Origin of the sequence: Sulfitobacter sp. HI0129 (assembly GCF_001635395.1) — a bacterium.
Classification (GTDB): Bacteria; Pseudomonadota; Alphaproteobacteria; order Rhodobacterales; family Rhodobacteraceae; genus Sulfitobacter.
Genome location: NZ_LWGH01000486.1, coordinates 1 through 11,935, shown reverse-complemented (window position 1 = coordinate 11,935; position 11,935 = coordinate 1). Strand labels below are relative to the sequence as shown.

Below are 11,935 nucleotides of genomic sequence, written 5' to 3'. Positions count from 1 at the left end.
CGCATTGCGCGCCGAAGTTGCTTGGGGCCGCGCGCTCGCGCGGCCCCAAGCAACTTCGGCGCGCAATGCGCGCGGTCACCTTTGCCATGTCACTCAAAACCTTCCGCGGGGATCCGTCGTTCGCTGTCCAGAACCCCAGATCGGAAGTTAGGCTGTTCTGCCTCGCCGCAATCGCCGCCGCTCGATCTCATCCCTTGGCTAAGGCAGCCATCGTCAGCAAAAGCATCGACGACTATGCAAGGGTTGCTCTCTTGCGCGCCTTCGAGAAGGAGCCTCGATTGCTTGCCGCGGTTGATCACATCGCGCAAAGGTGCGCGAGAAACAGGGGCCCCATGACAGCCGTATCTCACAATTAAGGGCAAAAATTGTCGCCAAACGCGTCGCGTCTCAGATTAAAGGGCAACGCGACACCCGGAGATTTGCCCGGACCGACGGGCGCGATCTGCCTCGCCTGGCGGCGCGCGGTGGAGCGACCGGTGTCGATCAAAGCTCTAGGCCGACCCTTGCCGACCCTCGAACCGGGCTCGATTGCCGGGTGGCTTGATGCGGGGAAAGGGTTGCCGGTGACCCGGGCCGCGATGGTGTTGGAGGCGTTATTGCGCGAGGGGCCGCGCGCCGATGTGGCTGCGTTAATCCTTGCGGACGCGGCCTTGGCTCAGGCGCTTGGTTGGGAACATCTTGTGCTGCAGCTGGCTGCGGGCCAAGGAGGCGGGCGACGCGGTCGAGATGTTCCTGACCCGCGATGCCGTGGCGCCTTCGGCCTTGCCTTTGCCGGATCGCACCGCGCGGCGGCTCTGCGGCCGGCTGGTCGAACTCGGCGCTGTGCGCGAGCTGACCGGGCGCGACACCTTCCGGCTCTACGGGCTGTAGCGATGGCGAAGGATCGCTCTGACCCTGATTTGGATTGCGAGCTGCCCGACCTGCCGCCAGAGTTGCGCTGGCGGGAATGGATGCGCCGGATCGAGGCGGTGCTCTTCGCCTCTGCCTGCCCTGTGCCGCGCGAAGATTTCGCCCGGGTAGTGGGGCAGGAGGTGTCGGTCGATCAGCTGGTCGAGGACCTTGCCGCCGATCTGGAAGGGCGCGCCTTCGAGATCGCTCAAGTCGCCGGCGGCTGGATGTTCCAGACGCGGGCCGCCTACGCGCCCGCGATCCGCGCAGCGGCGGATGTCGGGGATCAATTGCTGGACCTGAGCGAATTCGACATCGCGGTGCTGGCCGCCATCACCTTTCACCAGCCGGTCACCCGCGATAGGCTGAAGGATATCCTCGGCCAAGAGATCAGCCGCGACCTGATCGGGACCGGGCCGAGGTCGCCCCGGCGCGGGGCGCCTTACATCTTCGTGACCACCGAGCAGTTCCTCGTCGCCTTCGGATTGGAGAGTCTGCACGATCTTCCCGATCGGGAGCAGTTGGAGGATGCTGGGGTTGCGGCGGAAGTATCGTAGGTCAGTTTCGGGTAGAATGTTGTCGATCTTTTCTAGCTCTAAGACACTGAGAAAAAGTTACTTTTCGCTCGTAGCCTCACATCTCGCCGATCTCCGATGCCGGGCCTAGTGCAAACTCGGTCGTTCTGTTTATCGTTTCATGGGCTTGCCGGAACAAGACATTCTCGACGCATACATCTCGGGAAAGACCTGGCATCTGTCTGCACCGGACCGCGCAAGACTGTTGGAGACCGAATGTCCGCAGATCTAGCTCCCATCAGGAATGCTAAAGGCCAAGAGGCAGAGCTTGTGAACGCGGCGTACCTCCTCCTTTTAGGGAGAGACTCTCACTTGGAAGCTCACGGCACCTTGTGCCCCCGCGGGATACAAGCCGGAGCATTCCCAACGAAGGTCACCCGAATAGCCGGGGCTATTTGCGGTCGGCGATAGAATAGATCAGGTGACTCCACCTGAAATCGTCACGGGGCTCGGCACCGGACCGGCCAAGACCGTGTAGGGCGGCGTTCTGTCGAATATCTGGATGTCGGATGCCGGCAGCGTCCCAGTATTCTCGAAGTAGATCCTATACTCGAGCACATCTCCAGCGCCCGCGCCGTTGCTGACACCCTCGGGTGTACTTTGCGTCACATTGCGAACTGTCTTGGACAGGGACAATGTGCCTTGCGGAGCCTCGACGGTGACACGATCTCGGTTCCGATCTTCTTCAGAAATACCGACGCCATCATAGGTTGTCACCGCCAGCAGGCCAAATGCGTAATAGGAGCCTTGAGACAGTGCTGCGGATGCCGATACCCGTGCGATGATACAGATTACAACGTGCGGCGCTGCAACGTTGCAGTGTATGGGGGGTAGGCTTGGCTAATGGCACATCATTGCCGCCGGGGGGCGGTTCCTGTACCGGCCGTCGTGAGGTTCTGTCGGTGGGCGGTGCGGTTGAATTTATTCACTCTGCCGCAGCAGCATCATGGCCAAGGTAACCTCACCCTTGAGCAAGGCTCCTTTCAAACGTAGGACTAGGATAGCTCAACGGGCTCCCTCATTAACCCTACGCGTGGCTTGAGAGACACAAACCCGAAAAAAGAGCCCAGCCTAGCGATTGAGGGACATGTGATATTCGAACCGGTCTGCGGGATGTTGGCTTAGGCTGACATAAATCAGCCGCCCAGCCGAGCAATATTGTCGCCGTATTTCAAGTGCGAGTTCGTTTGGAGCAGTCCGCAGGAGGCTGCAAAGTTCCTCATCGAGAATCCGTGGCCGGATCACCTGGCGGACTTCATCGACCACACTGCCGTATCTGCTGGCGATGCGGGTCGCGATGAGCTCCGAGTAGTCGCCGATATCGTGGATCACACCCGGCAGCTCGATATCGATATAATTCTCAGTAAAACAAATCGGCAGAGCTGCGGTCTTGATGTCCGAACGTAGCGTGCGGACGCGAAACCAGCGGCTGCCCGCCGGGACGCCGAGCCGTTTCGCAAGGGTCATATCAAGCGTGACTTCTTCGATGCCAAGCAACGTCCTGTGTGTCGCGGCGCCGAAATGTGCAAGTTCTTCAATCGAGGTTGTCGAGGGATTGTAGCTGCCCGGCTCGATCGACGTTACTCGCGTTCCGACGCCTTTCTGGCGCGTCACTAATCCGAGCTGCACCAACCGTCCGAGTGCTGCACGGACGGTGGAGCGGGAAAGCCCCCGGTCTTCCGCCATTTCAATTTCTGTCGGCAACAAGGATCCGAGCGGGTAGAGACCCGTTCTGATGTCGCGCACCAGTTCATCGGCAAGGACGGCATAGATTGGTTGACGAGACATTCTTGTTCCATACAGCCCGACTTGACAGAATTCCAGATATCATAGTATGTACGAACAAAGTAGTATGTCCGAACATATAAGCTCGAACGCTGCTGCGGGGGGAATGCATGACCGAGATAAAACCGGGGCAGAACGAAGCGTATAATGAAGACGCGACACGGGACGCCGAAACTTTCGACTTTGGGTCCAAAATCCGGAACCTGAGCGGATGGCAGACAGCGATGGTCGCCGCCCTCTGTGTTCTGTACTCTGTCTTTCACCTGTTGGTGCTCAATTTCTTCCAGCTTGACGCTTGGGTGTTTCGTGTCCTGCATGTCAATATCGCCGCGGTTATAGCCTTCGCGCTCTATGCCCCCTTCGGAAAAGCGGGTGACAAAGTCCCCGCGTTTGACTTCCTGCTCTCAGGTCTGGCAATCTTCGCTTCGCTTTATATCTTGTGGAATCTGGATGAGTTGATCATCCGCACGGGTGTCCTGCCGACGGCAGGGGACGTCGTGGCTGCCTTGGCCGGGATCATCGTCGTTATCGAATTCACCCGGCGCACGGCAGGGGTAGCCCTGCCGGTCCTTGCGAGTATCTTTATCGTCTACGGCTTCGTTGGGCCTTGGTTGCCGGGCGTGCTTTATCACAGGGGCTTTGGGGTCGATGAGTTCTCGACCTTCGTCTATTCGATGGAGGGCGTGTTTGGGATCGCCACTGCCGCGGCGGCGAAGTACATCGTGCTCTTTGTGTTGTTTGCGGCATTTCTCCAAGTTTCGAAAGTCGGCGATTTTTTTATGAACCTGGCCTTCGCCTGTTTCGGGCGGATGCGCGGGGGACCCGCGAAGGTATCGCTGTTCGGCTCCATTCTGTTCGGGATGATCTCGGGCAGCGGTGTGGCGAACGTGGTCGCGTCGGGTACCTTTACCATCCCGGTGATGAAGCGTGTCGGCTACAAGCCCACCAGTGCAGGTGGGATCGAAGCGGCGGCGTCGACAGGAGGGCAACTGACCCCACCGATCATGGGAGCGGGTGCGTTCATCATGGCGGAAATCACAGGCATCCCCTACACTGAGATCATCGTTGCGGCACTGATACCCTGCGTGTTGTATTACTTCGCAGTCTATATCCAGATCGATCTCGAAGCGCGCAAGGAAGGTATTGAAGGTCTCCCCAGCTCGGAACTGCCCGATCTGAAGCCAATGGCCAAGGACGGCTTTATGCTGGCTCCGCTCGCCTTGTTGATCATCTTTCTATTTGCCGGATTCTCTATCATCTCTGCCGGTTCATGGGGCATTGCCATCGCGGTTCTCGTCATGCTGCAGCAACGGATGGGTCTTGATAGTCGGCTGTTGGCTGTGCCGGTCGCGACGGTCCTGGTGACTGTCTTGGCGGTGCCTTATCTTTCCGCAAATACACATGGCATCATTGCGATGGGCACTGGCTCAGCGACGCTTGCCGTTGCAGCCCTTGCTGCCCGGACCGATGGAATGTCTGCGGCGATCCGAGGCACTGTGCAGGATATCCTCGAAGCGTTGAGCATCGGGGCGCGTCAGTGTCTTCAACTAGCAGCCGTTTGCGCCTGCGCAGGGATTGTCGTTGGTGTGATCGGGCTGACCGGTCTTGGCGGAAGGTTTTCGGCCATGCTTCTCGGGGTCGCAGGGCAAAGCGAGTTCCTGGCGCTGGTGTTTGCCATGGTCATCGCGCTGATCCTAGGAATGGGCATGCCGACAACTGCTGCTTATGCCATCGCAGCATCGGTGGTTGCTCCATCCTTGCAACGGATCGGGCTGGATGTCCTGCCGGTGCACCTATTCATCTTCTACTATGCAGTCATCTCGACGATCACGCCACCAATCGCGCTCTCGGCCTTTGCGGGCGCCGCGCTGGCGGGCGGTGATCCCTGGAAAACGTCGTTCAAGGCCGTGAAGTATGGTCTGGCGGCATTCATCGTTCCCTTTCTCTTCATCCACAACCAAGGGGTGCTGATGAACGGGTCCGTATGGGAAATCGTTCGGACGACAGCCACCGCCTTGCTTGGCGTGTGGGCGCTTGCCACCGCCAGCGGCGGCTGGTTCGCCGGAACGCTTAGCGGCTTCTGGCGGATCGGATTTGGTGTGACCGCCCTGCTTCTGATTGCCGGGGATATCTACACCGACCTCGCGGGCGTCGCCGTCGGCGCGGCGCTCATCGCCCTCAGGCTCGCTCGTACGGGCGGGACGGGGCGCGGAACTAAGACTGTTTGATTTTCAAAGGGAGGACTATCCATGAAACGCAGAAATCTTATCGGCCTGTCGCTAGTCGCGGTACTGGCCGGAACCACCGCCTTTGCGCAGGACGCGGACCGCAGCAATTGGCCCGGCAACATTGTGGTTGCCACCGCTTCGCCCGGAGGCACTTATGCGATCTACGGCCAAGGCGTGGCCAGCGTGATCTCCAGCGCGCTGGGTGTTCCTGCCTCGACGCAGCAGACTCAGGGACCGCTTCAGAACCTCGTGCTGGTCAACAAGCAGCGCGTCGACGTCGGTCTCACGACCCTGGGCCCGGCCTTTGAGGCGATTCAGGGCGAAATGGACATGGATCTCGGCACAAAATACGATGGCGTTCGCGCACTTTTCCCGATGTATGTGACCCCCTTTCAGGCCGCTGCGCTTGCGAGGTCAGGGATCGTCAAGGTGTCCGACTTCGACGGCAAGACCATCGGCACAGGCCCCAAGGGAGGCACCGGCGGCACATATTGGGAGCGTTGGTTCGAAGCGCTTGGATTGAATGTCAACGTTCAGAACGGTCCGATCGGCGACCAGACGTCACAATTGGCCGATGGCCGCCTAGATGCGGTGGCGACCGCCGCAGGCTTGCCGATGTCCGCCTTCTCGGAGCTCGAGGCGCTGCAGCCCTCCGTGATCTTCGGTCTGAACGACGATGAAATCGCAAAGCTCCAGGAAAGCGTGCCCTATGCACAAATCATGGAAATTCCTGCAGCCACATACTCTTCGCTTGATGAGCCAGTGAAAACGTTCGGAATGTGGAACATCGCCTTCGCGTCAAAGGACATGCCTGAGAGCCTGGCATACGAGATCACCAAGGCGATCTTCGAGAACCACGACGCGCTTCTAGCGACACATGGCTCGGCAAAGGAAACCTTGCTTGAGAACGTCGCGATGAACACGGTCATGCCCTACCATCCGGGCGCGATCAGATATTTCGAGGAAAATGGCATCGAGGTTCCTTATGCCGTGAGACCGGCGGAGTAGGACATAAATGACCGAAGGATCTGCACCCGTGACAAGCTACTTGCCAAAAACCGTGACAGCGCTCGACTCTCCCATATGGGGCCGCAGTTTCAGCGACGACGAAATGCGCGCGATCTTCTGTTCGGAACGCTACCTGGCCGCCTGTACCGAGGTAGAGGTGGCATTGGCGCGGGCGCAGGCCGGTCTAGGGTTGATCCCCGCGGAGGCGGCCGACGGAATTGCGGCCGCTTCCCTCCAGCCTCTCGATCACGACCGGCTGGCGCGTGAAACCGAAATCGTCGGATACCCGATACTGCCCATTGTCGAGCAGCTTTCAGCGACGGCGGGAGAGGCTGGTAAGTATTTGCACTGGGGGGCGACAACCCAGGATATCATGGACACGGCTACGGTTCTGCAGATCCGGGATGGTTTGGAGCTTGTCGCTCGGCGGGTCGAGGGGGTGCGTAGCGCGCTTGCAGGGCTGGCACGGACTCATCGCGACACGCCGATGGCAGGCCGGACCCACATGCAGCACGCCCTGCCTGTGACCTTCGGATATAAGGCCGCAACTTGGCTGTCTGGGTTCGATCGCCACGCAGAGCGGCTGGAACAGCTTTCGCCGCGGGTGCTCAATGTCCAATTCTCAGGGGCATCGGGCACCCTTGCATCACTGTCTGGGCGGGGGCTGGAAACCCAATCCGCCCTTGCCGCCGAGCTCGGTCTAGGTGTCCCATCGATCACTTGGCACTCGATCCGCGACGGCATTGCAGAAACCGTCCAGACTTTGGCGCTGATCGGTGGCAGTCTTGCCAAGATCGCGGGCGATGTCGCGATCATGATGACTACTGAGCTAAGCGAGGTGGCAGAGCCTTTCGTCCGTCATCGTGGCGCATCCTCCACAATGCCGCAGAAAGCCAATCCCATTTCCTGCGAATTGATCCTCGCGGGGGCCCGCCTGATGCGGAACCACGCGTCGGCGATGCTTGACGCTATGATCCATGACCATGAACGCGCCACCGGTCCTTGGCATCTGGAGTTCTCTGCAGTCCCGGAAGGCTTCGCCACGATTTCAGGGATGTTGGCCCAGGCTGAATTTATGCTCGAGGGTCTGCGGGTTTATCCCGAAAATATGGGGCGTAACCTTGACCATTCCCGGGGGCTGATCGTGGCCGAAGCGGTGATGATGGCTTTGGCCCCCCACACGGGACGCAAGGAAGCGCACGACATCGTCTATGCCGGTTGTCGCCGTGCGGTAGAAGGCAGCATTTCGTTGTATGACGCGTTGAAGGATGAAGTGGTGCTAACGAGCCATCTCGAGGGCGAGGTGCTGAAGTCGCTGACAGAACCCCGCAACTATCTTGGCGAGGCGCCAGAAATGGTCGACCGGGTGCTTGCGGGACGATGATTTGCTCCGAAAGAATGAGAAACGAGGCAGATTCGGTGGGTGTCATGGCAATTCCCGCCGACCGCTACTGGGGCGCGCAGACACAGCGTGCGCTTGCCGTCTTTACGATTGAGGGCCCGCAGATGCCGGTCGGAGTGATCCGCGCCTTCGCGCTTCAGAAGGGCGCAGCGGCGGAGGCCAACCTTGCGCTCGGCATGCTCCCCGACGAGATCGCGACGTTGATCGGCCGCGCGGCCGAAGAAATGCGCGAGGGCCGGTTCGACAATCATTTCCCGCTGCCGATCTGGCAAACCGGCAGCGGGACCCAGACCAACATGAACGCTAACGAGGTTCTGGCCAACCGCGCGAACGAAATGGCAGGGCAGGGGCTTGGCACCCGCACGCCAGTCCATCCGAACGACCATGTCAATCGTAGCCAATCATCCAACGACAGTTTTCCGACGGTCATGCAGATCGCTGCGGTCGAGGCGATAACAGGTCGTCTGCTGCCCGCCCTGTCGCGTTTTCAACAGACGCTCGAGGAGAAGGCGCAGTCCTACCACGATCTCGTTCGTCTGGGACGCACACATCTGAATGATGCGGTGCCGGTCACGCTGGGACAAAACTTCGCATCCTACGGTCTTCAGATCGCACGGGCAAAGCTACGGGTCAGCGCCACCTTGCCAGACCTTCACAGGCTCCCGCAGGGGGGAACGGCGGCCGGTTCCGGCCTGAATGCGCCGCATCGTTTTGCGCAGGAGTTCTGCAATGTCCTGTCTCGTCGTTCGGGCGCTGATTTCACGCCGTCTTCTGTCGCGGGAGAGGGGATGGCTGCGCACGACGCGGTTGTTGCGGCCTCCGCGGCCTGCGAGGGGGTGGCGGTCTCGCTGATCCATATCTTGAACGATATACGCTTGCTGGCGTCCGGCCCCCGCGCGGGTCTGGGAGAGCTGGAGCTTCCCGACGATGGTCTGTCGTCTTCGATAATGCCGGGCAAGCGCAATGCGACCCTCGCCGAAGCGCTTCTTCAAGTCTGCCACCGCGCGCTCGGTAATCATACGACGGTGGTTGCGGCAGGTGCCTCAGGTCTGTTCGAGTTGAACGTCGCCAAGCCCGTCCTGATCCACGCATTGTTGGAAAGTGTGTCGGCACTTGCGGATGGACTGGATGCCTTCCGATCCGGTTGTCTGATTGGGTTGAAACCGAACCGTGCTCGCATGGCGCGCAACGTCGAGATGTCGCTCATGGTTGCAACTGCACTGACGCCAAGACTGGGCTATGATGCGGTCGCACGATTGACCCGCAAAGCGGAAGCGAGCGAGACTTCGCTGCGCGAAACATGCTTGGCCGTTGGTTTGTTAAGCGCAGATGAATACGATCGGCTGATCGACCCGGTCCTTATGGCTAAAGGCGGCTTAATGGGTCATCCAAAATGAAAATCGTTAGTATTCGCCAAGCAGATCTTCCTATCAGCTCCCCGGGCAAGAACGCCGTTGTGGATTTCGCCGGGCTCAGGACAAGCGCTGTCGCCATCGTGACCGATCAGATGCGAAACGGCAAGACGCTGGTAGGGTACGGGTTCGGATCCATCGGGCGGTGGGCGGAGGGGGGAGTCCTGACCGACCGACTCATACCTCGATTGATGGCTGAGCCGCCCGATGCTCTGTTGGACGATGCTGGAATTTTAGATCCAATTCACTGCGCCGCCGTCGCGATGCGTAATGAAAAACCGGGTGGGCACGGAGGCAGGGCGGTCGCCATGGGCGCGCTAGATATGGCAATGTGGGATCTTGTGGCGAAAGCCGAAGAACGCCCGCTTTACCGTGTTCTGGCTGATCGGTTTCGCGCGGGCGCGGCAGACACCGACATCGCGGTCTATGCCGCGGGTGGCTACTATGGTTCAGGTGGAATGGTTGGTTTAGAGGATGAAATCCGGTCGTATCTGGATAGGGGCTACCGCGAAGTCAAAATCAAGGTCGGCGCCGCTCCTTTATCGGAGGACATCTCCCGCATTGAGGCCGCTCTCGCGTTACTTGGACATGATGGCAGCCGCTTAGCGGTTGATGCGAATGGTCGCTTTACCCTCGATGAGGCTTTGGCATTCGGCCGCGCCATCGCGCCGTACAGTCTGCGGTGGTACGAAGAAGCAGGCGATCCCCTAGATTTTCGCCTTCAAGCTGTGCTGGCCGAAAGCTACGAAGCGCCCCTCGCGACTGGCGAGAATCTCTTTTCCCATCAGGATGCCCGCAACCTTTTCCGATATGCAGGCATGCGACCGGATCGAGACATTGTTCAGTTCGACGCTGGGCTTTCCTATGGACTCTCGGACTATATGAAGACACTCGCGTTGATGGATCAGATGGGCTGGTCTCGCAGACGTCTGCATCCGCACGGAGGGCACCAGATGTCCCTGCATATCGCTGCGGGACTGGGGCTGGGCGGCAACGAAAGCTATCCCGGCGTATTTCAGCCGCTCGGAGGATTTGCAGATGATCAGAAGGTCTCAGACGGGCGCGTCTGTCTTCCCGACGTTCCGGGGATCGGACTCGAATTGAAGTCAGAATTGTGGAAATGGTTGCAAGATAATTTGTCATGAAGTTCATGATTTGCTCCTGGCCAATAGCCGAAACATGTCTGTAGCGATTAGGCTCCGGATCGGCGGGATGTCGAAGGCATCGCGCGCCTACTTCACCTCGGTTGGTTCCGGCCGGTTCATTGTAAATCCTTCTCTGCGCAAGAGGTCCGTGCCGTGCTCGGGGCCCGAAAGGCCATACAGCAGGGGATGATTGCCTTGGAAATGTCCATGCGTGGGCTGTTGCGGAACTTCGGGTTGAAAGTTGGTGCCATCTCTCGGGGCAGGTATGAACACCGAATCCGCGAACTGGCGGACTGCAACTCGATGTTGGAGGCCGCGACAGGGCCAATGCTTCGGGCGCGGGCATCCTTGCGACAGGAATTGGCGGGACTAGAACGCCTTGTTCGCCAAATGGCGCAGGAGAAACCAGTCTGTCGTCGACTTATGTCGATGCCCGGGGTTGGGGCCGTTGTCACGCTAACCAACAAATCAACCATTGATGATCCCACCCGGTTCACAGCTTCAAAGAATGTTGGCCCGTGGGTCGGTCTGACGCCATCGCGCAACCAATCGGGCGAACGCGACGTTTCGGGCGGCATCACAAAGGCAGGTGATATCAACCTGCGCCGCGCGTTATGTCGGGCTGCGACCGTGATGTTGCACCGCTGGCGTTCGACGTGGCTGAGAACATGGGCAGCGCAGGTCGCCCGCCGTCGTGGTGGCAAGCGCGCCATGGTCGCGCTAGCCCGGCGCATCGGGGTGATCTCAGACGAAGGCAGCGGAGATAGAAGAACGGCACAGAAAAAACTGTGATCAAATCCGCAACCAGGCGGTCGGATGCCTATGTCGAAAAGCGCTTGACTGAGACGTCCCCGTTACCGAAGTCTGGAGCCTAAAGACTAAAGGGCTCGCCACTGCACTCATCCGATTAACGCAACAGTCCCCTCACAATGGCATTCGGACGAGGGTTGAGGGCAATCGCCAACGCCATCATCAAAACTGGCGTGTCTCGGCAGATTCAGCGCGCCTAAATACCTCACTGATTTGCGAGAACGGATTTTCCGCGTTGCCATGCTATGGCGAGACCCAGCAAGAGAACCGCGACTCCGGCCAGCTCGAAATACCGGTCCGGAACCATCAATCCAATCGCACCAATGCCGACGATAAGCCGCTCGAAACGATAGATTCGGCCCACCCCGTAGACATATCCTTCAAGCGCGCAGGACAAGGCAACCAGCGCGGCAATAGCGGTGCTGATCGCCATGACGATGGCAACCACATCCCCGCCCTGCAGCAGCAATGCAGGCTCGTACACGAAGACGAAGGGCAGGATGAACAGGGGCGTCCCCAGTCGCATCGACGTAAACCCCGTCGCCATGCCGTTGGCCCCCGAGATTTGCGCCGCAGTGATCGAGGCCAGCGCAACCGGTGGTGTGATATAGGACAGCATGCCCCAATACAGCACGAACAAATGCGATCCGATGGGCGACAGCCCCAGCTTGACCAGCGCAGG

9 protein-coding genes and 3 pseudogenes are annotated in these 11,935 nt (G+C 59.6%); 9 read left to right on the top strand and 3 right to left on the bottom strand.

Features of this window, described 5'->3' with window-relative positions; translation table 11 throughout:
- The 3 genes and pseudogenes from A3764_RS26005 to scpB form a co-directional block, all read left to right on the top strand.
- A pseudogene (locus tag A3764_RS26005) lies at window positions 1-356 on the top strand (TniQ family protein); the annotation flags it as partial.
- Window positions 357-410: 54 nt separating this feature from the next.
- Window positions 411-870, top strand: a pseudogene (locus A3764_RS24095) (DUF1403 family protein); the annotation flags it as partial.
- A gap of 2 nt (window positions 871-872) precedes the next feature.
- Window positions 873-1,445, top strand: coding sequence for an SMC-Scp complex subunit ScpB (scpB, locus tag A3764_RS13290; RefSeq protein WP_067267117.1), 573 nt, complete (start codon window positions 873-875; stop codon window positions 1,443-1,445).
- A 435-nt stretch (window positions 1,446-1,880) separates the two neighbouring features.
- Here scpB and A3764_RS24090 read toward each other — a convergent pair whose 3' ends face one another.
- Window positions 1,881-2,180: a hypothetical protein gene (locus A3764_RS24090; protein ID WP_161487259.1), complete on the bottom strand. Its 300-nt coding sequence runs from the start codon at window positions 2,178-2,180 to the stop codon at window positions 1,881-1,883.
- Between the two features lie 354 nt (window positions 2,181-2,534).
- Entirely contained in the window at window positions 2,535-3,251 is a 717-nt protein-coding gene (locus A3764_RS13285; RefSeq protein WP_067267120.1) for a GntR family transcriptional regulator, read from the bottom strand.
- 107 nt (window positions 3,252-3,358) lie between these two features.
- On the opposite strand from A3764_RS13285, the gene A3764_RS13280 reads away from it, so the two are divergent.
- The 6 genes and pseudogenes from A3764_RS13280 to A3764_RS13255 all read left to right on the top strand — a co-directional run.
- Complete coding sequence (locus A3764_RS13280; protein WP_067267122.1) at window positions 3,359-5,476, top strand: TRAP transporter permease; 2,118 nt, start codon at window positions 3,359-3,361, stop codon at window positions 5,474-5,476.
- Window positions 5,477-5,497: 21 nt separating this feature from the next.
- Window positions 5,498-6,484: a TAXI family TRAP transporter solute-binding subunit gene (locus A3764_RS13275; RefSeq protein WP_067267124.1), complete on the top strand. Its 987-nt coding sequence runs from the start codon at window positions 5,498-5,500 to the stop codon at window positions 6,482-6,484.
- Window positions 6,485-6,587: 103 nt separating this feature from the next.
- The gene (locus A3764_RS13270; protein WP_236628194.1) at window positions 6,588-7,868 is read left to right on the top strand and encodes a class-II fumarase/aspartase family protein; all 1,281 of its coding nucleotides are present in this window, start codon (window positions 6,588-6,590) and stop codon (window positions 7,866-7,868) included.
- A gap of 14 nt (window positions 7,869-7,882) precedes the next feature.
- On the top strand, window positions 7,883-9,283 hold the full coding sequence (locus tag A3764_RS13265; RefSeq protein WP_197470968.1) for a class II fumarate hydratase: 1,401 nt from the start codon (window positions 7,883-7,885) through the stop codon (window positions 9,281-9,283).
- A complete protein-coding gene (locus A3764_RS13260; RefSeq protein ID WP_067267130.1) occupies window positions 9,280-10,443 on the top strand; it encodes an enolase C-terminal domain-like protein in 1,164 nt (387 codons plus the stop codon). Before A3764_RS13265 ends, A3764_RS13260 begins: the two co-directional genes overlap by 4 nt.
- Before the next feature lie 57 nt (window positions 10,444-10,500).
- A pseudogene (locus A3764_RS13255) lies at window positions 10,501-11,235 on the top strand (IS110 family transposase); the annotation flags it as partial.
- Between the two features lie 223 nt (window positions 11,236-11,458).
- On the opposite strand, the gene A3764_RS13250 reads toward A3764_RS13255, so the two are convergent.
- The coding region (locus tag A3764_RS13250; RefSeq protein WP_150122176.1) for a TRAP transporter large permease subunit at window positions 11,459-11,935 on the bottom strand (477 nt) is incomplete at its 5' end.

Excerpts from the sequence above, each read along its gene's own strand:
- scpB (WP_067267117.1), top strand. The coding sequence starts at position 873 with ATGGCGAAGGATCGCTCTGACCCTGATTTGGATTGCGAGCTGCCCGAC.
- A3764_RS13285 (WP_067267120.1), bottom strand. The coding sequence starts at position 3,251 with ATGTCTCGTCAACCAATCTATGCCGTCCTTGCCGATGAACTGGTGCGC.
- A3764_RS13280 (WP_067267122.1), top strand. The coding sequence starts at position 3,359 with ATGACCGAGATAAAACCGGGGCAGAACGAAGCGTATAATGAAGACGCG.
- A3764_RS13275 (WP_067267124.1), top strand. The coding sequence starts at position 5,498 with ATGAAACGCAGAAATCTTATCGGCCTGTCGCTAGTCGCGGTACTGGCC.
- A3764_RS13270 (WP_236628194.1), top strand. The coding sequence starts at position 6,588 with ATGCGCGCGATCTTCTGTTCGGAACGCTACCTGGCCGCCTGTACCGAG.
- A3764_RS13265 (WP_197470968.1), top strand. The coding sequence starts at position 7,883 with ATGAGAAACGAGGCAGATTCGGTGGGTGTCATGGCAATTCCCGCCGAC.
- A3764_RS13260 (WP_067267130.1), top strand. The coding sequence starts at position 9,280 with ATGAAAATCGTTAGTATTCGCCAAGCAGATCTTCCTATCAGCTCCCCG.